We start from the raw sequence: 21,299 nt of genomic DNA on the forward strand, positions 1-21,299 counted from the left end.
ACCGGGTGTTGGATGGTGCTTTCGAGGAGCTGCGCGCCGCGGGGGTGCCGGTGAGCCGGGCGTGCTCCCACACGGGCCGGTCACGGGCAACGTATTACCGTCATGCGGCACCAGGCGGCCGGCGCCACGGCCCGTGGCTGGCGCGGACACCGCCGCCGGGCGCGTTGACCAACGTCGAACGCGCCGAGGTGTTGGCGGTCCTGGCGAGCCCGGTCTACCAGGACCTGGCGATTCCGCAGGTCTGGGCACGGGAGCTGGACGCCGGCCGGTACCGGTGCTCGCTGTCGACGATGTACCGCATCGCCCGGGCGGCCGGGCAGACCCGGGAACGCCGCGCCCAGGCGACCCACCCGGCCCGGGTCCGCCCGGAGCTGACCGCGACCGGCCCGGACGAGATCTGGTCGTGGGACATCACCGCGTTGAAAGGACCCGCGAAAGGCGTCTGGTACAAGCTCTACGTGATCCTCGATATCTACTCCCGATATGTGACCGGCTGGCTCGTCGCCGCCGGCGAGGACGCCGTGGTCGCGAAGGATTTCCTCGCCGACGCCATCACGCGGAACGGTACCGCGCCCCGGGCGATCCACGCGGACCGTGGCGGGGCGATGGTCTCGAAGCAGGTATCCGAACTCCTCGCCGATCTCAACGTCCACCGGTCGCATTCCCGGCCACGAACGTCGAATGACAATCCCTATTCCGAGGCGCAGTTCAAGACGCTCAAGTACAGCTACGATTTCCCGGACCGGTTCGGGTCGCTGGCCGACGCCCGGGCGTTCTGTGAGGGGTTCTTCACGGCCTACAACCACGACCATCGCCACTCCGGGATCGGGTTTCACACGCCCGCTTCGGTGCACTTCGGCACCGCCGACGATGTCCAGGCCCACCGCCAGGCCACCCTCGACCGCGCCCACGCCACGCATCCCGAGCGGTTCGCCCGCCGGCCACGGCCACCCCGGCTACCCGAGACCGTGTGGATCAACCAGCCAGTTCCGAGCCAGCCGAGCAACGACCAACTGTCTCATTTGACTTGACACCTACCGGGTCGAGTGCCGCACCAGGTCGTTGAGGTCACCGGCCCAGGGCTCGTGGCCGCGTTCCTTGATGGTCCGGTAGAAGCTCCCAGCCGACGCGCCCCACCGGTTGGTGATGTAGGACGCGACCTTCTTCTCCTGGGCGGTGTCGTTGAAGATCGCGAGCGCGGCCTTCGACCCTGTCCGGCGGGCCGCGGTGATCGCGGCCTCGACGTCGTGATGGCGGTCGCCGGCGGCGAGCCGTCGGCGGCGGTGGATGTCGAGGCACACGGCGTCCACGGCTGACCTGCAGAAGGCGGGGACCAGCGCCGCCTTGATGTCATCCGGCAGGCCGTCGGTCAGCGCCAGCGCCTCGGCCTCGTTCAGCCACCGTGTTGCTGGGTCGAGGGACGGCCTGATGTCGACGACCGACTGCTCCGCGCGGATGACGTCCAAATGGTAGGTGGGAAAGGCACGCGGGCTGAACCGCCGCACCGCGTCGGCGAGCCGGTCGTCATGGGTGAAGACGACAACCTGACGGGTTTCGGCGGTGCGTAGCAGCACCCGCGCGAGCCCGTCGACCTTCGCCGGGTCCATCGCCTGCACCGGGTCGTCGATGACGACGAACCGGAACGGGCTTTCGGGAACGGTGGCGCGCGGCAGGAACAGCGCGAGCCCGAGGGCGTGCAGTTCGCCCTGGCTCATCACGCCGAGCGCGGTGCCGCCCGCGCCGTCGACGGTGACGTCGAGCACGAGCCGGCGTCGGGTCGCCATGCCGCGCAGCCGCATGGGGCCGAGATCGACGTTGCTCTCCTGGCGGAGTTCGGCCCAGATGGCCTGCTGCTGCGCGGCGAACGGCGCGAGCCGCTCGTCCCGCAGGCGTTCGAGCAGCCGCTTCAGAAAGTCGCCGGCCTCCTTGAGGGCGGCCAGGTGGGGCTGGCGGGAACGGGCGCGGCGGGCGGCGTCGAGCCAGTCCTGGGCCTGCCGCGCCAGCGGTGCCCAGGCGGTCTCGAGGTCGTCCAGGCGGGAGCGGGCGGCGGACCTCAGTGCGTCCACGGCGGTGACCAGTGCCGTGTGCCGGACGACGAGCTCGTCGGCGAGTGCGGCGGGGTCGACGACGGCGCGGAGCCCGTTCCAGGCATGCCAGGCGGCCCGGGCTCCGGCGGCGCCCTCCGCGACCGCATCGACGACCTCGGCGGCGGTCAGGCCACGCGCGGGATCGGTGCCGAGGATGTCCGGGCGCCGTTCCACCAGCGTGTGGGCTGCGGCGAGAGCGTCGCGCAGCCGGAGGTCGGCGTCGTCGGCCTCCTTCGCGAGGATGCCGAACCTGTCGGCCTCGGCGGCGGCGGCCGCACGCCAGGTCTCGTCAAGCGTGCCGACCCCGCATAGGGGGCAGGTGGTGTCTCCGTGCTCCTGGTGGTGGCTGAGCCCGGCGCGCAGCAGCCCGGCGACCCGGCGGGCGTCGGCGGCGGGCGTTCCGGCCGTGGCATCTGCCCGCGCGACGGCGGACCGCAGCCGTGCCGCGCGGTCGGCCACGTCGGCCGGGTCGGGCACGGTGAGCACGGTGAGGCGCCGCAGCGCCGCCACCTCACCGTCGACACCACTGCCGTCGACAGCGGGGCTGTTGCCGCTGCCTCCGCTGACCGCTGATTGCGCGCTGTCGAGATCCCACGCCTTGGAGACCTTCGAGGCGAGCGCCGCCGAGATGGCCTTCGCCCGCGGGTCGTCCGAGGTTGCCAGGGCGGCGAGCAGCACCGTCCGGCCGTCGCGGACCGCCTTGTGCGCCTTGTCGAGGTCACTGTGCGCCTGTTGCAGCAGGGTATGGGTGTCGGTCAGCTCGGTGAGCCGGAGCAGCCCGCCCAGCGCGTCGAAGATCTTCGCGTTGCCGTCCGTGATCAGGCCGCTCAGTTCCGAGTAGGCGAGAAACGGCCGGAAGTCGGCGAGTGCCTCCCGCCACGGCAGGTCGGCCAGCGGTCGGGCGGTCTCGCCGGGCAGGCGCACCGTGGTCGTCGCGGCCAGCAGGTCGGTGTCGTCTGCCTGCCAGGCCCGTACGACCCGGATGGGCCGTGGCGCGCCCTCCGACGTCAGCTCCACCTCGATCCTGGGTGCGTCCTCGCAGTGCAGGTTGCGCCAGCCGTCCCGCCAGATCTTCCCGCGCTGGAGGCGCTCGTTCGTCTCGGTGAGGGCCAGTTCGACGGCCTCGGCGAAGCTCGACTTCCCGGAGCCGTTGCGACCGGTGACGAGCGTGAGGCCGGGGCCGGGCCGCAGGTTGAGCGTCTTCGTCGGGCCGATGCCGCGGAAACTGCAGACCGAGATGGACGTGAGATACATGCCCGGGATCGCGGCTGCGTCGGAACGGACGGCCCGTTGCGGCGCTGACAGGCGCGGTGTCGTGGCGCCACCGAGAACGCCGGCCAGGGCGTCGGCCCCCTCGAAGGCGGCGAGCACCAGATCGGCGGCCAGGTCGGACGCGCAGGCCTCGGCCAGTTCGTCGAACAACTGCTCGTAGAGGGCGCTTCGCGTCGGGTCCATGGTCGTGACCTCCGCGGGGGGCGAGAGGGTGTGGTGCCCGAGCCGCCCCCCGAGCGGCCCGGACGGAGATCACTGTGCGCCTCGAGACCCTAAAATCATAATGAGCGAGCTGATAACCTGGCTTATCACTCGCCGGCGTTAATGATGGCATACATCCCAGTAGCCTGTGTGAGTCGCCGGAGCGATCGGGGGAGGTGCGCGGTGGAGGACGCTGGGGCTACCTTGACGCTGCAGGACGTCGCGGATCTGGCGCGGGTTCGTCGTCCGGTCGTGAGCATGTGGCGTAACCGCCCACGCGTACGCGGTCAGTACCTGCCCTTTCCCGACCCGGTGGAGACCTCCGGCGGGATGGAGCGATTCCCGCGCGAAGATATCGTCGCGTGGCTGGCGCGTACCGGCCGGGGCAACAACGCGGAGGCGAATCTCGACGCACCGGCGTTGAGCGTGCCGGAGGGCGTTTCGCTGGACGAGCTCGTCACCTGGCTCTGCCTGGCGACGCTTACCGGGCAGGAGTTGGCCGAGACGACACCGGAGCAACGCCTCGCGCGAGCGCGTTCGGTCGACCCCGATGACGAGATGCTGCTACGCGAGATAGCGGTTGCTGCGCCGGTGGCCAGCACCCTGGGGTTTGTCGACGACCTGGTGGAGGCGTCGTACGGCGCCCGCGAGGCACTTGACCGCCTGGAGCGGGGCCGGGCGGCCCGATCGCGGGGGGCTCGCGACCTCACGTCCGAGGCGGTCGGCCTTATCCACGCCGTCGCTGATGCCTGCGCACTCCACCTCGACCCGGATGGCGTGCCGCTCGTGCATGTTGGCCCCGCCACGAGCGTGACCCTGGCGATCGCCGAGTCGTTCGCCCAGCTCGCGGTCGCCGGTGACACCGCGGACCTTCGCGACCTCAGGCGGCGGGCAGCGATACGCGCCATCGAGACGGCCGGAGCAGCGGTGGCGCCGAGTGTCCGCGTGATGTCGGTCGTCGGTAGGACGGCGGACGAGATCCTCGATCTGCTCGACAACCTCGTCCTCGACCTCGGCGACGGTGAACTCGCGGTGGTTGTCGGCCCGGCCGCCGTCCTGTGCGACGACCTTCACGGCGAGCAGGAGAAGCACCGCGCACAGACACTTCGTTCCGAAAGCCTCGCCGTCGCGCTCCGGCTGCCCCGGGGTCTGTGGCGGGAGGCGCATCGGCAGGCGCTGGGCCTGTGGGTCTGCGCGCCCGGCGGCTTCACGCGGCACCCGCTGGTGGCCGACCTGGCCGCGTTCACCCGGGACGAGCTGGACCTCGACGACCTCGCCTCTGACGTGACGGCCGCCATAGCCCCCACGGCACTGGCCGTCCGTAGCCGGGCGTTCCGCTACCTTCGCCCGCACGATCTCCAGCGCATCCTGAGTGCCCGCGCCGTCGTCGTGCCGCGCGGGGCGCGGGCGGCGCGGCTGGCCACGACGGAGCTCGACCGGCACATTGCCGCGATCAACACGGGCACCCTGGTGACGAGCGAGCCGATCCGACCTTTCGACGTCCTGGTCGAGCGCGCCCCGGGGTCGATGCTGCTGAGTCGGCGGTCGCTCGGCGAGCTGAAGGACATGAAGCATCTACGGGTACTGCGCGGCAGCCGAATCAATCCCGGACACGCCGATCCGGCCGGGTCGGTGCGAATTCTGTCTGCGATCGACCCACACCGTTCGATGCTGCTGGACCCGTTCGACGCGGAGAGGCTGTACCCGCAGGCAGCCCGTACCAACCCGGGGGATGTGGTGATCGCGGAGCGGCCCCGCCCCGTCGCGACGGTCGACGACCACGGCGGATCATTGGTGGCCTCACCGTCGAAGATTCTCAGGATTGGACCGGGTGCCGGTATCGGCCCGCACGCGGTGGCAGCGATCATCAACCGGCTGCCGGACGAGCCCGCCGAGTGGCAGACCTGGAACGTGCCGATCCTCGACACCGCCGAGATGGAGCAACTGGACGCGGCGCTCGTCGCGGCGGCGAACCACGAGGCGAACCTGCGGCGCCACCTGGCCGCGACCGGGGATCTCGTCGCCGCCATGATCGAGGGGGTCGCCGCCGGTGCGGTGACCCTGACCGTACGCACGCAGTAGCACCACGACTCGGTAGCAACGACGCAGGAGGAAGGACGGGCAGCATGCCGCCCCGTACCAAGAAGGAACCGTCGGCGCCCTCGACGATGAAGGAGCTCAAGGACACCCTTTGGAAGGCCGCCGACCGGCTCCGCGGCTCGCTGTCCGCGAACCAGTACAAGGACGTCATCCTCGGCCTGGTGTTCCTCAAGTACGTCTCCGACGCCTACGACGAGCGCCGCGAGACCATCCGTGCCGAGCTGACGGCCGAGGGCTACGACGACGAGCAGATCGAGGATCTGATCGACGACCCCGAGGAGTACCAGGGGTACGGGGTCTTCGTCGTGCCGCCCCTGGCCCGGTGGACCTACCTGGCGGAGAACGCCAAGGGCAGGCCGGCCGAGGGCAGCGAGCCGGCCAGGACCATCGGCCAGCTCATCGACGAGGCGATGGACCTGGTCATGAAGGCCAACCCGGCGTTGCAGGGCACGCTGCCGCGCCTCTACAACAAGGACAACATCGACCAGCGCCGCCTCGGCGAGCTGATCGACCTGTTCAACAGCGCCAGGTTCAGCCGGCAGGGCGAGCACCGTGCCCGCGACCTCATGGGCGAGGTGTACGAGTACTTCCTCGGCAACTTCGCCCGCTCGGAGGGCAAGCGGGGCGGCGAGTTCTTCACCCCGCCGAGTGTGGTGCGCGTGATCGTCGAACTGCTGGAGCCCTCACACGGCCGGGTGTACGACCCGTGCTGTGGGTCGGGAGGCATGTTCGTCCAGACCGAGAAGTTCATCTACGAACACAACGGTGACCCCAAGGACATCGCCATCTACGGCCAGGAGAGCCTGGAGGAGACCTGGCGGATGGCGAAGATGAACCTCGCCATCCACGGCATCGACAACAAGGGCCTCGGGGCACGGTGGGGTGACACGTTCGCGCGCGACCAGCACGCGGACCTCCAGATGAACTACGTGATGGCGAACCCACCGTTCAACATCAAACACTGGTCGCGCAACACGGAGGACCCGCGCTGGAAGTTCGGCGTGCCGCCGGCCACCAACGCCAACTACGCCTGGATCCAGCACATCCTGTACAAGCTCGCCCCGGGCGGCAGCGCCGGTGTGGTGATGGCCAACGGCTCGATGTCGTCGAACTCCAACGGCGAGGGCGCCATCCGCGCCCAGATCGTCGAGGCCGACCTCGTCTCCTGCATGGTCGCCCTGCCGACCCAGTTGTTCCGCAGCACCGGCATCCCGGTGTGCGTCTGGTTCTTCGCCAAGGACAAACGCGCCGGGGAGTACGGAGGGGTGGACCGCTCCGGCCAGGTGCTGTTCATCGATGCCCGCAACCTCGGCTATATGGTCGACCGCGCCGAGCGCGCCCTCTCGAACGAAGACATAGCCAAGATCGCCGACACCTTCCACGCGTGGCGCGGCACCCGCTCCGCCGCCCAGAAGAAGTTGAGCTACGAGGACGTCCCCGGCTTCTGCAAGTCCGTAGGCATCCCCGACATCAAAGCCGCCGACTACGCCCTCACCCCAGGCCGCTACGTCGGCGCCGCTGACGTAGCGGACGACGGCGAACCCCTCAACGAAAAGATCGAGCGGCTGGCCAAGGAGCTGTTGGCCGCATTCGACGAGTCGGCACGCCTAGAGAAGGTCGTCCGCGAAAAATTGGAGCGACTACCGTAATGGAACACAGGCTTCTGAAAGATCTTCTTGTCGATACGAAAGACGGTGACTGGGGGCTTGATGCCGAAGTCGATGGCCATGCACCACATTACGTCATTCGAGGTGCAGACTTTCCGGGCGCTCGCAAGCTTGCGATCAAAAGTGTTCCGCTTCGATATATTCCAGTCCGCACGGTAGGTCGACGCGTTCTGCGCCCTGGTGACATTCTGATCGAAACGGCTGGAGGTACGCGAGACCGCCCCACTGGCCGCACACTCCTGGTAACCGAACAGCTTCTACGGCGATTCGAGTTCCCAGTAATTGGCGCGAGCTTCACGCGATTCTTGCGTGCGAACTCAGATATCGTTGATCCAGGGTACCTTTTCTGGTATCTGCAGGCAATCTATGCAAGGGGGGAGACTTTCGAGTTTCAGGTGCAACACACGGGAATTGCGCGATTTCAGTATACGGCTTTCTCTAATAGCAAACTGATACCCATACCGACTCTCGCTCGACAGCGGGAGATTGCAGGTGTGCTGGGGGCGCTCGACGACAAGATCGCCGTTAATGGTACGGCGAGTGCCATTTCCCGCGAACTGGCTTACGCGAAGTTCGATCGGGCTATATTTCGTCGAGGATACAGAGTTAAGGTTCGCGATGTGGCTCAACTGGTCACGCGGGGCGTCGCTCCGAAGTATGTTGTGGCCGATGGCGTGACTGTCCTAAACCAGAAATGTGTGCGTGATCGGCAAATCAGCCTCACTCCCTCACGAATGACGGCAGAGTCTTCTTTGCGCACAGAGAAGCTGCTTCGACTAGATGACGTGCTAGTTAATTCCACGGGCGCAGGAACGCTCGGGCGCGTCGCGCGGTGGACGCAGGACGTCCACGCAACCGTTGATTCGCATGTCACCATAGTGCGCTTCGATCACACTTTGATCGACCCCGTCTGCGCGGGATTCGGCCTCCTTCGAGTTGAGAAGGAGATTGAAGGTCTAGCTGAAGGTAGTACTGGCCAGACTGAACTTCGACGAGATCTGCTCGCCGGTATCGAAATTGACGTACCAGACGCAGTATTGCAGGGTGCGGTTGGATCTGAACTTTCGGCACTCGACGAGCTGAGTGTGGGCCTTCGGAGAGAATCAGACAGATTGGCCGCGACGAGGGACGAATTGTTGCCGCTTCTCATGTCCGGAAAGATTCGCGTACGGGAGGCAGAGAAAATCGTGGAGTGTGTCGTGTGATGGCTGGTCGGCAGGGGTTCAGTGAGGCGGACTGGGAGGGGGTGGCGCTGGAGACGCTTGGCGAGCAGGAGTGGCAGCCGCTGCCGGGGACCGCTGTCGCGCCGGGCGCCACGAACGGGCGGGCGTCGTGGGATGACATCGTGCTTCCGGGGCGGGCGCTGGCCGCCATGCGCGCGTTGAACCCGCAGGTGCCTGCCGAGTACCTGGAACAGGCGCTGGCGGAGATCATTCAGCCGACCTCGCAGGATGCCATCGCGGAGAACTACCGGCTGCACCAGATCTGCGTCCAGGGCTATCGGGGGATCAGCTACATCGACGCCGACGGTGTCGAGCAGAACCCCACCATCCGGTTGGTCGGTCATCAGGTCGGCGACAACGAGCTGCTCGCGGTCAACCAGGTCACCGTCCGGACGGCGGAGGTCGAGCGCCGTTTCGACGTCGTGCTCTACCTCAACGGCCTGCCGGTCGCGATCTTTGAGCTGAAGCAGGCAGGGTCGGCCAAGGCCGACCTCGACGCCGCGCACGCCCAGTTGGCGACGTACCTGCGTGAGTTCCCGATGGCCTTCCGGTTCGCCGTCGTAACGGTGATCAGCGACGGGATCACCGCCCGCTACGGCACCCCGTTCACGCCGCTGAACCACTACTCGCCCTGGAACGTCGACGACGACGGCAAGCCGGTGAAGCTCGGCGAGCCGCTCGACGACGTGCACCTCGGCACCGAGCTGGAGTTCCTGATCGAAGGGGTGTTCAACCCCGAGCGGTTCCTCCAGTTGCAGCGGAACTTCACCGCCTTCGACGGCGGGGCCGATGGCTACGCGAAGCGGATCGCCAAGCCCCATCAGTACTTCGCCGTCGCCAAGGCGGTCGGCACGACGGTCGCCGCCGTCGAAAGCAACGGCAAGGCCGGTGTCGTGTGGCACACCCAGGGCTCGGGCAAGTCCATGGAGATGGAGCTGTACGCCCATCTGGTGGCCGTCCAGCCCAAGCTGAAGAACCCGACCCTCGTCGTGGTGACCGACCGCCGGGAGCTGGACGGCCAGCTCTTCGAGGCCTTCAACCGCTCCCGCCTGCTGAGCGAGTCTCCGGTCAAGGTGGCGACCCGCGCGCAGCTACGCGAGGAGCTGTCCAGCCGGGCGACGGGCGGCATCTACTTCACCACGCTGCAGAAATTCGGCCTCAGCAAGGCGGAGAAGGACGCCGGCCTGGACCATCCGCTGCTGTCGGAACGGCGCAACATCATCGTCATCGCCGACGAGGCGCACCGCAGCCACTACGACGACCTCGACGGCTACGCCCGCCACCTCAAGGACGCCCTTCCGAACGCCGCGCTGATCGCCTTCACCGGGACGCCGATCTCCTTCGAGGACCGCAACACCCGCGAGGTGTTCGGCGACTACATCGACATCTACGACCTGACCCGGGCCGTCGAGGACGGGGCGACCGTCCCCGTCTACTTCGAACCGCGGCTGCCGAAGGTCGCCCTGGCCAAGGACGTCAGCGAGGAGGATCTCGACCGGGCCGCCGACGAGGCCACGGCCGGGCTGGACGAGGTCGAGCGAGCGAAGATCGAGAAATCGGTCGTCGTGATCAACGCCGTGTACGGGGCGCCGGCCCGGCTGGCCTCGCTCGCGGGCGAGATCGTCACGCACTGGGAGGCCCGCTCGGGGGAGATGCGCAAGTTCATCGGCTCCCCGGGCAAGGCGTTCATCGTCGGCGCGACCCGCGAGATCTGCGCCCGCCTCTATGACGAGATCGTCAAGCTCAGGCCGGAGTGGCACCACGACGCCGTCGACAAGGGTGTGATCAAGGTCGTCTACTCCGGCTCGGTGCAGGATGTCATGCCGGTGGCGAAGCACGTCCGCCGCGAGGGGCAGAACAAGACCATCCAGAAGCGGCTGCGTGATGCCGAGGACGAACTGCAGATCGTCATCGTCAAGGACATGATGCTCACCGGCTTCGACGCGCCACCGCTGCACACGCTCTACCTCGACCGCCCGCTCAAGGGCGCCCTGTTGATGCAGACGCTGGCGCGGGTGAACCGCACCTTCCGCGGCAAGCCGGACGGGCTGCTCGTCGCCTTCGCCCCCCTGGTCGACAACCTGAGCCGGGCGCTTGCCGAGTACACCGACACCGACCGGGCCAAGAAGCCGGTCGGCAAGAGCATCGACGAGGCCGTCGACCTCACCACCACGCTCATAGCCTCCCTGGACGAGCTGTGCGCCGGCTATCCGTGGCGGAAGCAACTGACCGGCGCCCAGAAAAGCTGGGTCAAGGCCGTCTACGGACTCACCAACTACCTGCGCTCCCCGACCACCGCCGGCAACCAGGTGGCGGACGGCGAGGAGACCCTCGGCGACCGCTTCCGCAAACTGTCCAACCAACTGGCCCGGGCGTGGGCGCTGTGTTCGGGCAGCCAGACTCTCGAGCACCTACGCTCCACGGCGAGGTTCTACGAGGAAGTCCGGGTCTGGATGGGCAAGTTCGACGCCCAGCAGCGGCAGGCCGAGGGCAAACCGGTACCGGAAGAGATCCAGCGGATGCTCGCCGCGCTGGTCGCGACCTCGACCGCCTCCGGCGAGATCATCGACATCTACGAGGCCGCCGGCCTGCCGAAGCCGTCGCTCTCCGACCTGGGGCCGGAGTTCCACGTCAAGGCACAGTCAGCGTCGAACCCGCATCTCGCGATCGAGGCGTTGCGGGCGCTCCTCGTCGAGGAGTCGGGCCAGGTCTCGCGGCACAATCTGGTGCGTCAGCGGGCGTTCTCCGAGCGCATCGCCGAACTGATGCGGAAGTACACCAACCAGCAGCTCACCTCGGCCGAAGTGATCGCCGAGCTCATCGAACTGGCCAAGGAGATCGCCGCCGAGGGCAACCGCGGCCAGCACTTCAGCCCGCCGCTCTCCGGCGACGAACTGGCGTTCTACGACGCGGTCAGCACCAACGAGTCGGCCGTTGCGCTCCAGGGCGATGACGTGCTGGCCCAGATCGCCCGCGAGCTGGTCGCGGTCATGCGCCGTGACGTCAAGACCGACTGGACCGTGCGTGACGACGTGCGCGCCAAGCTCCGATCGTCGGTCAAACGGCTACTCGTCAAGTACAAGTACCCGCCGGACAAGCAGCCGGAGGCCATCCGCCTGGTGATCGAGCAGATGGAAGCTCTGGCACCTCGATACGTCACGGGATAGCAGCCGTCGATCAGGTCGGGCCGGTAGTGGATCCGTTTGAGCGGCATCACACAGCGTTGCTGGCCGTTGCCGGGAATGGCTCACTGACCACTGATGTGCCAGGTCGTGCCGCGCCGACGATGGAGTGGTCCGCGAGCAGGTCTCGAAGGCGGGTGACGACTTCCCCGATCCGCTGGCTGATCTCGCTCGCCTCATCGCACGTGGCGAGATAGGTGATGAGGGCGTCGGTGTTATGGGGTGGCCGCGGGATGGTCAGGCGGCGGAGGCTGTCGGCGCTGAGGGCACGGACCGTCGCGCCGACGCTCCGCCGGGCCAGGGTGTCCCGAACCGAGTGGGTGCCGAGGTAGTAGTAGAGGTAGTCGGCCGAAAGCCAGTCCGCGGTCGGCCGCAGTCTGATCAGCGCGGTTCCGAACGCCCATCCCTCATGGCCGGGCTCCACCATGGCTCGGTGGCCGCTGTCCCCGATCCGGCTGTAGACGATGTCTCCTGGCCGCAGCAGGTACTGGGCCAGATCCTTCCGGGCCGCCACGCGGTCGATCATGTAAAGGTCGTCGGTCGCGATGCGGTGCTTGTTGATGTCGGGAGGTCGAAGTAGCGGGACCGCGTCCGGCTCGCGGCTTCGGGGAAGATATTTTCTGCCGGATGGCCCGGTCTTCACATCGCATATGGTCCCAAGCTCGCAGGATTCCCGGCTGTCCGCTGCCGACGAATCCGGACTGAGTTCCGTGAGAAGACGGCGAAGTGTTTCGCGAGCGTCCGCGACCCGGTGGTTGAGTTCCTCAAGCTCCTCGTGAAGGGCGTGCGCCGTCACGGTGACACTCTCGGTGGCGGGCGCGAACTGCGGAACCATCGGGAGATACAGCCTCGGTTCCAACCGGTAGTCCAGCTGCCCAATCTTTTGCACGGTTGCGGTGGCAGTGACGCCGTCCACCGGGACGTACTGTCCGGGTGGGCTGGCCGCCCATGTCTGGTAGGCGCCGACGATCGTGGCATGGGCCGTGTCGCTGAGCTGATGGCGCCGGTCGTGGGCGACCGCGCCTGTCTCCAGGCGGGTGGCGTCGATGAACAGCACCTCGTCGCGGCGAGGGCGGGTACGGCGATCGAGCACCCACAGGCCCACTCCGACGGGACTCTCGGAGAACAGCTTCGCGGGTAGCGCGATGACACAGCGGACGATCCCCGCGTCCACCATGTCACCACGGATCCGCTGCTGCTGCGGCTTGGTCTTCGCAGCGGCGCTGGTGGGCATGATGACAATCGCCCGCCCACGCTCGTCGAGCATGGACAGGCAGTGCTGCAGCCAGGCGAGATTGCCATCGTCTCGTGGCGGCTGGCCGAACTCCCATCGGTCGCTGTGGACGAATTCCGCGCCCCAGTCCTTCTGATTGAACGGCGGGTTGGTCAGGACGACGTCAAAGCTTCCGAGCAGTCCCGTGCCGTGATGGCGTAGCGCGTTGTCGGGCCCGGGGCCCAGGTCGGCGGGCAGGCCGTGGATGGCGGCGATCAGCTTCGCCATCCGCCAGGAGTGTGCGCCGCGGGCCTGACCGTGCACGACCTGTTCGGGCTCGCTGGTCTTGGCACGTCCGGTCCGGGCCCGCAGTCCAGCGGCGATCAGCAGCTCCCCGGAGCCGCAGCAGGGGTCGTAGATCCGCTCGCCGGGACGCGGCGCCAGCAGATCGGCGACAAGGCGGGCGACGGTGGGCCGGGTGACGAAGTCGGACCCCGGACGCCTGCGTTCCTCCGCGTCCTGTCCGAGCACGTACTGGCTGACGACCGGCCCGATCTCCGCCTCCGGTACGCCCGCTCCCGGCAGTGTGCCGAGCGCGTTCTCCATGGCCCCGGCCAGATGCAGGATCCGCGGTTCTGGCGGCAGGCTGCCGAGAACGTCACGAAGCACATCCCAGAGCCCGGCGGAGTGAACGTGCTGGGCCTTCATCATCGCCTCAAGCTGAGCGATGTCCGCGCCCTGCGCATGGGAGCGGCGCAGCGCGGCCCAGCCTTCGGGGTCTGCCTGACGAAGATATGCCAGGGCCAGCAGGCGCTCCGCGCGGGTTCCGGTGCTTGCCGAATCCCACATCGTCGAGAGCTGCTGCCACAGCGGCGACAGCAGTCGTCTGGACGCGGCCCCGTGGCCCGCACCGGAGGCCGCCGCGTCTGCCGGTGGCAGCCGCAGGCTCTCGCGGAACCGGTGACCGAACGTCGACCCCGATGTTTCGTCCGGCCGTCGTCGCGGGCGGTCGATCGTATGCGTGTCGAGCCAGATCGCGACCTCGACCGCCGCGAACCGCTGCGGGCTTGATCGCCCTACCGGGTGCGGGAAGTTCGTGTACCGCCGCGCCCAGTTACTGACCGCCTGCGTCGTCACGCCGGCTGCCGAGGCGATCTCCTCCCGGGTCACGAGCTGTTCGGCCCCTTCACCGATCATCCTTGGTCACCCCGTCGGGAACGCAGCAGCCGAGCCAGCCGCCGCGTGCGGGCGTCGCTGCCCACCACCCAGCTCAAGAACCCGATAAGAGTGGCAGTGACGAGCACAATCGCCACCGAGCCCGGCAGCGACGGGCTCCATCCAAGACCCAACACGGCCGGAGCGGCTCGGGGCAGCCGCCCATGCCCCCAGACCCCTCCCGGCAGTTTCCACGGCGGCCAAGGCCGCCCCGCACCCGCTGATCTCATGGCGGCAACGTTCGCAGACGCCCCCTGTAGCAATCAAGTGCGTAGTTCGATTACGCCCTCATCTGTTTCATCGGCAGTGTCCATCGCGCTGCCACAGAGTGACAGAGACTTATCCGTGGCTGCGAGCGCTCCCCGCCCAGCGTGGGCACCGCCCCGTCGGGCTGCACGGCCATCTCCCCGGCACGATCGACCAGGCCATCGACAGCGCCGAGATCCTCACTCACCCGAACGCTGCGACCACGCCCCCGTACTGGACTCCGGGTCTGAGCCTTGCGGCGAGCTGTCCGCGGGGTGGATCGAGCAACTCACCTCGGGCGCTGTCGACTGGGACAGTCGATCAGATGCACCTTGCGCGTCGGACTACTTCCTCACGCTTCGGCTCACTGCTGGGCCGTGGTCCGCCCGCGGCACGCAGGACCCGCCGGGCGTCGCGCGGGAACGCGCGTGAGGCGGCGCCGCAGTCGTGCGGTCGTGGCCTGTCACGGGGGCGATAATGGTCAGGTGACCGTCGACCTGCGTGACAGCAGGATTGCTGAAGTGTGCCGGCGCTACGGCGTCGCCGAGCTGTCCGTCTTCGGCTCCGTTGCGCGCGGCGACGACACCGGCTCCTCGGACGTCGACCTACTGTATGTGCTGGCGCCCGACTCGACGCTTGGCTTCGACATCGTCGATCTCCGAGACGAGCTCGAGAAGATCGTCGGACGTCGCGTCGACCTGGTGCCCAAGTCCCGGCTGAAGTGGGTCATCCGCGATCAGGTGCTCGCGGAAGCGAGGGTCCTCTATGCGGCGTGATGAGCTGTACCTCGTCGACATGATCGAAGCGGCAGCGGCCGCGACGACGTTCGTCCAGGACGTCGATGAGGTCGCGTTCGCAGCGAGCGACCTGATCCAGAGCGCTGTGCTGCAGAAGCTCATGGTGATCGGCGAGGCGGCCGGGCGAGTCTCACCCGAGATCCGCGCGCGCTGGCCGGACGTGCCGTGGCGATCCGTCACAGGCTTCCGCAACATCGCCGTTCACACATACTTCGACGTCGACTGGTCAATCGTGTGGCGCATCGCCACGGCCGCACTGCGCGAGCTCCAGGAGCAACTGATACTGCTCCTCAGGGCAGAGTTCCCGCTCGTCGCCAGCCAACTCGACCAGCCACACTGACCACGGGCACCATCGCCCTGGGTGTGGACTTACTGGCCGTCAGCCCCTCCTCGGCGCGATCGCGGCCTGAGCACAAGCACATCCCGGGGCGGAACAGGAACGCCGACGCGACCACGACGCCCGACGATTACGGCTACCAGGCGGGCTGGAAGTGCCCGGAACCGCCAGGTGTTCGGAACACTTGTTCTACTCGATAGACGATGTTCCGGTCGGCGCGGTCACCGGGCATCGCCCCTGTTCGGGGCGCGTATGGCGACCGGTCGGACGGTGATTTCAGGGCCGACAACCAAGATCAAACGGTTCGGATGCTGGTACACATGGCCCACAACGAAATAGAGGCGCGACCTGCATGGTTGGCAGGCCCCACTCGCGTAGTTCACGGCCGTTGATCGTTGTGGCCGGGGTGTGGCCGCGCCGGCCGCACCACACGCCGCGGAACGGCGTTCGCAGCGGTCTGCGCCACCTCCCGCCCAGCCGACCGCAACAGGTGCGCGTACAGACGGCCGGTGATCGCAGGGGAGGCATGGCCGAGCCGCTTGGACACGAGGGTGATGTCCACGCCCTTGGCGATCTGGATGCTCGCGCTCCCGTGCCGAAGGTCATGAAGACGTTTGCGGGACAGCAGCTTCTTGCCGAGCTCCATGCCGGTGTCCAGGTCGATCGGCAGCGCCTCGGCGAGGTGTAGCACCGCGCCGGAGCCGCGACGTCGGGTGCAGCCGATCACCGTGACCTGCCCGCGCGGCTCCCGATCCCGGTAGACCCACCATATGCCTTCTGGCGCCCGGTACCGCTTACCGACCGTCAGCGTCTTTGCGCCCCGTTTGGCAGCACAGCCCCACCCGTCGGGCAATCACCTGCATGTGGCTCGTGACGTATGCCGGCGAGAGGCGCCTCCCGTCGAGGCGGGTGAAGATCAGCCCGATGAGCTGTACCAATTCCCCGCGCTGGTTCGGCAGGGTGCCGTTTTTCCATGCCGGTCCGACCCCGTCGCGCTCGGCGTCGCGCCGGCGTGGAGGTCGACCCACGGCTGCGGATGCCGGCTGCCTTCACCGAGCTCGCCCGGGCACTCTGATCAGCCGTTCGGCGGACGCAGCCATGTCTTGCCCACCCTCAATGTAACAGTGCCCTACGAGATCGATCGGGTCGCCGACCCTATACCCGTCCGGCAATTGACGAACGAGGTACGACAGTGGTGTGGGCTCGGTCATCCGCGCGCTCCACGAAGAGCCTGCGCCCGGGCAGCGATTATCCCAGATGTGAAAGGATGTCGACTGACAAGTCGAATGTCACTCTTGGCCTGGAGATCGAGGAATATTCGAATGCGTATTGTGGTGATTAGCGGCGGGGGTACCGGGATTGGTGCGGCCACCGCCGAGCTGTTCGTGGCCGAAGGAGCGGAGGTGTACCTGCTGGGTCGGCGCGAAGCGGTCGTCGCCGCCACGGCAGACAAGCTCGGGCCTCAGGCGCACCCGGTCGTGTGTGACCTGCGCTCCCCGCTCAGTGTCGAGACCGCGGTCGGCGACCTGCCCGAGGTTGTCGACGTCCTGGTGAACAATGCCGGCGCCCGGGGCGTGGCGCTCACCGGCAGCGATCTGACGGCGGTGGCCGAGCGCTGGACGGCCGACTTTCACAACAACGTGTTGGTGGCTGTCTTGTTGACCACCGCCCTGACCGACCGCCTGCGGTCGCCCGGCGGGCGGGTCGTAACCGTGAGCAGCCTCGCCGCGATACGCGGCAACGGCTCCTACGGGGCGGCGAAGGCGATGCTGCACGGGTGGAACCTCACCCTCGCGAGCGAACTCGGCCCGCGCGGGGTGACGGCGAACGTCGTCGTCCCCGGGTTCGTCGCGGGGACCGAGTTCTTCGGCGCCGACGTCGATGACGACGAGCGGAAACGGCGCGCGGCGCAGACGCTGGTGAACCGGGTCGGTGAGCCCCTGGACGTCGCCACGGCGATCCGGTACCTGGCCTCGACGGAGGCCGGCTACGTCACCGGCCAGTTCCTGCACGTCAACGGCGGCGCCCTGCTGGGTCGGTGAGAGCGGATGACGGATTTCGGGGGTCTGTTGCACGGGCTGCGGTCCACCCCGACGGCCGGCAACCCGAACTGGTCCACTGCCCGGTACAAGTAGGTCCACCGGCCGGCGACTTTGACTTGACAGGGTGTTCGATCCTGTGGGTTCTGTCTTGTTCGGGTTTATGTTCCTCGCCAGGTTGAGGTGGATTCGCCGGTGGCGCGGCGGGCCATGAGGTCGATCATCGCAAGGTTGATCATGGCTTCGGAGCGGGTGGGGTGGGCTTCGTAGTCGCGGGCGAGGCGGCGGTAGCCCATCAGCCAGCCGAAGGTACGTTCCACAATCCAACGGTGTGGAAGAGGAATGAACCCTGTGGTTGTGGGGTCGCGGTGGACGGTGTCGACGTCGATGCCCAGCCCGGCGGCGTGCTCGATGACCATGGTGCGGTAGGCGCTGTCAGCCCAGGCTTTACGGATTCTGGAATGGGTGGCGGCAACGGTGGTCAGTACCTGGAGGCCGGCACGGCTGTCGGAGGTGCCGGCGGTGGTGACCAGGACGGTGAGCAGCAGCCCGAGGGTATCGACGATGATGGTGCGTTTCCGTCCGATGATCTTCTTTCCGGGGTCGATGCCCTGGGTGGCAGCCGGAACGGTGGGGGCGGTCTTGACGCTCTGGGAGTCGATCACGCAGGCGGTGGGTTCAGGGTCGTGGCCTGCGTCGGTGCGGACGTGGCACCGGGTCAGGGCGACGAGCTGGTCGAGGATGCCGTCGTTGTGCCAGTGGGCGAAGTAGCCGTAGACGGTTTCCCAGGGCGGGTAGTCGTGGGGAAGGTAGCGCCAGGGGATACCGGTCCGGTCGACATACAGGATCGCGTTCAGGATGCTGCGTAGGTCATGCGCCGGGGGGCGTCCGATGGTCAGGCCTTTGCGGTGTCGTTCGGCGCGCCAGGCGGTCAGCACGGGCTCGACCAGTCTCCATCGGGCGTCGGACAGGTCGCTGGGGTAGCGTCGCTGCTCGGTCATGGTTGTGGCCTACCGCGGACCGGCGGTGGCTACCCGGATTTCTTTCCGTCACTGGCAAGGTCGTAGACCGTCAGATGGCGGGATGAGACAGGATCTTTCGGCGCTAACGCGGCGCTGTCATGGGCGTCATATCGGCCAAAGCAGCTTGGATCGCGCATGGATCTCGGCGTAAAACTGCTATGCGTGACCATCGGTGGGAAACGAACCAGTCGACAATCCCCGGAGAGGGATCAAACGCCCTTTGAGAAGGTGTTTTAGATCTTGCTCGGGTTACTCTCCGTGATGGGCGGTGTGGTCTGGTTGCTGTTCGCGAGTCGGCGTGGGATGCGCCGGACCATGGTCCGTATCATGGCGAGCCGGATGAATGTCTCGGAGATGGCTGGTTTTCTTTCGTAGTCGCGGGCGAGCCGGCGGTGCATGGTGATCCAGGCGAAGGTTCGTTCCACGACCCAGCGTTTCGGGAGGGCCTCGAAGCCGCGTTGCCCGGGGTTTTTCCGGACGATCTCGACGCTGGTCTTCATGACCTCGACCGCCCAGTCGACGAAACGCCCGGCGAATCCACCGTCGGCGAACAGGTGGCGGCAGTGCCAGTGGTCGAAGTAATGATCCACCAGGATCCGCCTGCCGCCGTCGCGGTCCTGGACACTGGCCGGCAGCACGAGCACGCTCAGCAGGAGCCCGAGCGTGTCCGTGATGAGGAACCGCTTGCGGCCGTTGACCTTCTTGCCCGCGTCGTAGCCACGCGAAGCCGCGCCGACGGTCTGGGCGCCCTTCACCGACTGCGAGTCGATCACCCCCGCCGTCGGTTGCCGGTCCCGGCCCTCGAGCTCGCGGGAGACGTCCCGTAACCCGTCGTGAACCCGCGCGATGACCCCCTTGTCATGCCACCGGGCGAAGAAACCATAGACCGTCTCCCACGGCGGGAAGTCCCGAGGCAACGAACGCCACGAACACCCTGTGTGCGTCACATACAGAATCGCGTTCACGATCTCCCGGCGGGGATGCGCCTCCTTCCTCCCATCCTTCGACGGCGGCGGCAGTAACGGCTCCACCCACGCCCACTCCACATCGGACAGATCAGAGGGATACGGATCAGACCGAGTCATGACCCGACCGTCCCGACCCGCCAGCCCGCCGGGTGGCCCGGGGGGATCTCACCCCCGGGCTCCCACAGAACGGAGCATGACGATCTCTCGTCACTCCGCTCTTCTCACCTGATCCGTCAGAAATCGGGCATCCACGCCCAATGGGCGAACAGCCGGGGCTGCCTTCGCAGGAGCCCGTTCCACCATCGCTTGGCGCGCTTGAACGCCCTCAACCGTTGGAACTTCCGCCGCGCCCACCGCACCAGGTAGGTGTTGATGCGTCGCAGAAGAACATACATCTCGGTCCGGTAGAATCTGCCGTAGTAGTTCATCCAGCCACGGATGACAGGGTTCATCCACACGGCGATTTCCCCGATGTCCGAGGTGGTACGCAGGTGCAGCCGCCAGCGCCTGACAGTACGGCCCTTGTCTTTCAGGGCCTCCCCGCTCATCGCCGGCAGGAACGCGGTGAACATGCTCCCGCCGTCCTTCGTCGGGGCCTTCCGGGGGCGGAACGTATAGCCCAGGAACGTGAACGACGTCTGTTCATGGTTCTGACGCCGTTTCCGATCCTTGCAGTACACTATTCGCGTCTTGTCGGGATGCACTCGCAGCCCGACACTGGCCAACCTTTCGGTCAGTTCCCCCAGCAGCTGCCTGGCCTGCCGCTCGGTCGCGCAGTGCGCCACAACGTCGTCCGCGAACCTCTCGAACGGGACAGCCGGATACTCCCGGACCATCCACAGGTCCAACGCATAGTGCAAGAACAGATTAGCGAGCACGGGTGACACGGCCGATCCCTGGGGAGTACCGCGATCCCGTTCCACCAGCCTGCCATCGGGCATCCGGATCGGCGCTTTCAGCCACCGCTCCACATACAACACCACCCACTTTTGATCGGTGTTGGCCTTCACCGCCTTGACCACCAGATCATGATCAACCGAATCGAAGAAGCTCTGGATGTCAAGATCGATCACCCAGTTCTTCTCCCAGCACCGCTGGCGGCACTTCTCCACCGCCATCAGCGGCGACCGCCCTGGCCGGTACCCGTACGAGTCCTCATGAAAGATCGACTCGGTACGGGGTTCCAGGTGCCGGGCCACCACTGTCTGTGCGATTCTGTCGGCGACGGTGGGAACACCTAGCATCCTTGTCCCTCCGCCGTGCGGTTTTGGTATCTCGACCGCCCGAACCGGAGGCGGAAAGTAGGTCCCCGAGGACATCCTGTTCCAAATTCGGTACAGGTTGTTCTTCAGATCCTTCTCGAAGTCCTCGACGGACCACCCGTCCACCCCGGCGGCACCCTTGTTGTCCCTGACGTTCTCGTACGCCTCCCACACCAGTCGCTTCGATATATCGAACGGTTTACTTTCCGGATCCAACTTGCCCACTCGTGTCCTCCCAGAAGAATATTCTGGTTGCTCGTCCTCCCGGAGGGAGCCCCTCCGGTTGCTCGTGTGCGCAAACCACAGGTGAGCCGACCCCTTCGCTCCGCTCCCATTACAGAAGCTTCATCACTACTACGAGTCGGTCCGCCAGCGCGCATCGCATCGGTACTCAACGCCTCACGGTTCCCGCCGCTCGACGCACTCCCTCTCGGAGCCACCGTCATCTTTGCCCGGTGGACCCTGTAT

Annotated in this window: 14 protein-coding genes and 1 pseudogene; 8 read left to right on the forward strand and 7 right to left on the reverse strand. The window is 67.1% G+C overall.

Features of this window, described 5'->3' with window-relative positions; genetic code table 11:
• Positions 1-5 precede the first annotated feature (5 nt).
• The gene (locus AC5R91_RS18045) at positions 6-1,031 is read left to right on the forward strand and encodes an IS3 family transposase (protein WP_495392521.1); all 1,026 of its coding nucleotides are present in this window, start codon (positions 6-8) and stop codon (positions 1,029-1,031) included.
• A gap of 3 nt (positions 1,032-1,034) precedes the next feature.
• On the opposite strand, the gene AC5R91_RS18050 is transcribed toward AC5R91_RS18045, so the two are convergent.
• The gene (locus tag AC5R91_RS18050) at positions 1,035-3,542 is read right to left on the reverse strand and encodes an AAA family ATPase (protein WP_495392522.1); all 2,508 of its coding nucleotides are present in this window, start codon (positions 3,540-3,542) and stop codon (positions 1,035-1,037) included.
• Between the two features lie 222 nt (positions 3,543-3,764).
• Between AC5R91_RS18050 and AC5R91_RS18055 the strand changes: the two genes are divergently transcribed.
• From AC5R91_RS18055 to AC5R91_RS18070, 4 genes are read left to right on the forward strand one after another with little or no spacing between them, the layout of a single operon-like run.
• Positions 3,765-5,642: a hypothetical protein gene (locus AC5R91_RS18055; RefSeq protein WP_495392523.1), complete on the forward strand. Its 1,878-nt coding sequence runs from the start codon at positions 3,765-3,767 to the stop codon at positions 5,640-5,642.
• Between the two features lie 44 nt (positions 5,643-5,686).
• Positions 5,687-7,309, forward strand: a complete 1,623-nt coding sequence (locus tag AC5R91_RS18060) for a class I SAM-dependent DNA methyltransferase (protein WP_495392524.1) — start codon at positions 5,687-5,689, stop codon at positions 7,307-7,309.
• On the forward strand, positions 7,309-8,532 hold the full coding sequence (locus AC5R91_RS18065; protein WP_495392525.1) for a restriction endonuclease subunit S: 1,224 nt from the start codon (positions 7,309-7,311) through the stop codon (positions 8,530-8,532). The genes AC5R91_RS18060 and AC5R91_RS18065 overlap by 1 nt, the downstream gene beginning before the upstream one ends.
• Complete coding sequence (locus AC5R91_RS18070; protein ID WP_495392526.1) at positions 8,532-11,717, forward strand: type I restriction endonuclease subunit R; 3,186 nt, start codon at positions 8,532-8,534, stop codon at positions 11,715-11,717. The genes AC5R91_RS18065 and AC5R91_RS18070 overlap by 1 nt, the downstream gene beginning before the upstream one ends.
• Before the next feature lie 46 nt (positions 11,718-11,763).
• Here AC5R91_RS18070 and AC5R91_RS18075 read toward each other — a convergent pair whose 3' ends face one another.
• The gene (locus tag AC5R91_RS18075; RefSeq protein WP_495392527.1) at positions 11,764-14,142 is read right to left on the reverse strand and encodes an N-6 DNA methylase; all 2,379 of its coding nucleotides are present in this window, start codon (positions 14,140-14,142) and stop codon (positions 11,764-11,766) included.
• A gap of 749 nt (positions 14,143-14,891) precedes the next feature.
• Here AC5R91_RS18075 and AC5R91_RS18080 point away from each other — a divergent pair.
• Positions 14,892-15,182: a nucleotidyltransferase family protein gene (locus tag AC5R91_RS18080; RefSeq protein ID WP_495392528.1), complete on the forward strand. Its 291-nt coding sequence runs from the start codon at positions 14,892-14,894 to the stop codon at positions 15,180-15,182.
• Positions 15,172-15,543, forward strand: a complete 372-nt coding sequence (locus tag AC5R91_RS18085) for a HepT-like ribonuclease domain-containing protein (protein ID WP_495392529.1) — start codon at positions 15,172-15,174, stop codon at positions 15,541-15,543. The genes AC5R91_RS18080 and AC5R91_RS18085 overlap by 11 nt, the downstream gene beginning before the upstream one ends.
• Positions 15,544-15,919: 376 nt before the next feature.
• Here AC5R91_RS18085 and AC5R91_RS18090 read toward each other — a convergent pair whose 3' ends face one another.
• Positions 15,920-16,267: a tyrosine-type recombinase/integrase gene (locus AC5R91_RS18090; RefSeq protein WP_495392530.1), complete on the reverse strand. Its 348-nt coding sequence runs from the start codon at positions 16,265-16,267 to the stop codon at positions 15,920-15,922.
• A gap of 595 nt (positions 16,268-16,862) precedes the next feature.
• Here AC5R91_RS18090 and AC5R91_RS18095 point away from each other — a divergent pair.
• On the forward strand, positions 16,863-17,582 hold the full coding sequence (locus tag AC5R91_RS18095; protein ID WP_495392531.1) for an SDR family NAD(P)-dependent oxidoreductase: 720 nt from the start codon (positions 16,863-16,865) through the stop codon (positions 17,580-17,582).
• 62 nt (positions 17,583-17,644) lie between these two features.
• Here the strand turns inward: AC5R91_RS18095 and AC5R91_RS18100 are convergent.
• The 4 genes and pseudogenes from AC5R91_RS18100 to ltrA all read right to left on the reverse strand — a co-directional run.
• Positions 17,645-17,731: pseudogene (locus tag AC5R91_RS18100) on the reverse strand (IS6 family transposase); the annotation flags it as partial.
• A gap of 9 nt (positions 17,732-17,740) precedes the next feature.
• On the reverse strand, positions 17,741-18,580 hold the full coding sequence (locus AC5R91_RS18105) for an IS5 family transposase (protein ID WP_495392532.1): 840 nt from the start codon (positions 18,578-18,580) through the stop codon (positions 17,741-17,743).
• A 254-nt stretch (positions 18,581-18,834) separates the two neighbouring features.
• On the reverse strand, positions 18,835-19,686 hold the full coding sequence (locus tag AC5R91_RS18110; protein ID WP_495392533.1) for an IS5 family transposase: 852 nt from the start codon (positions 19,684-19,686) through the stop codon (positions 18,835-18,837).
• 116 nt (positions 19,687-19,802) lie between these two features.
• Positions 19,803-21,056, reverse strand: coding sequence for a group II intron reverse transcriptase/maturase (ltrA, locus tag AC5R91_RS18115; protein ID WP_495392341.1), 1,254 nt, complete (start codon positions 21,054-21,056; stop codon positions 19,803-19,805).
• Positions 21,057-21,299: the final 243 nt, after the last annotated feature.

Source organism: Frankia sp. BMG5.60, assembly GCF_059428125.1.

What these genes read in the sequence shown, in the direction of transcription:
- AC5R91_RS18065 (WP_495392525.1), top strand. Translation starts at nt 7,309, where the DNA reads ATGGAACACAGGCTTCTGAAAGATCTTCTTGTCGATACGAAAGACGGT.
- AC5R91_RS18085 (WP_495392529.1), top strand. Translation starts at nt 15,172, where the DNA reads ATGCGGCGTGATGAGCTGTACCTCGTCGACATGATCGAAGCGGCAGCG.
- AC5R91_RS18105 (WP_495392532.1), bottom strand. Translation starts at nt 18,580, where the DNA reads ATGACCGAGCAGCGACGCTACCCCAGCGACCTGTCCGACGCCCGATGG.
- AC5R91_RS18075 (WP_495392527.1), bottom strand. Translation starts at nt 14,142, where the DNA reads ATGATCGGTGAAGGGGCCGAACAGCTCGTGACCCGGGAGGAGATCGCC.
- AC5R91_RS18070 (WP_495392526.1), top strand. Translation starts at nt 8,532, where the DNA reads ATGGCTGGTCGGCAGGGGTTCAGTGAGGCGGACTGGGAGGGGGTGGCG.
- AC5R91_RS18060 (WP_495392524.1), top strand. Translation starts at nt 5,687, where the DNA reads ATGCCGCCCCGTACCAAGAAGGAACCGTCGGCGCCCTCGACGATGAAG.
- AC5R91_RS18050 (WP_495392522.1), bottom strand. Translation starts at nt 3,542, where the DNA reads ATGGACCCGACGCGAAGCGCCCTCTACGAGCAGTTGTTCGACGAACTG.
- AC5R91_RS18095 (WP_495392531.1), top strand. Translation starts at nt 16,863, where the DNA reads ATGCGTATTGTGGTGATTAGCGGCGGGGGTACCGGGATTGGTGCGGCC.
- AC5R91_RS18110 (WP_495392533.1), bottom strand. Translation starts at nt 19,686, where the DNA reads ATGACTCGGTCTGATCCGTATCCCTCTGATCTGTCCGATGTGGAGTGG.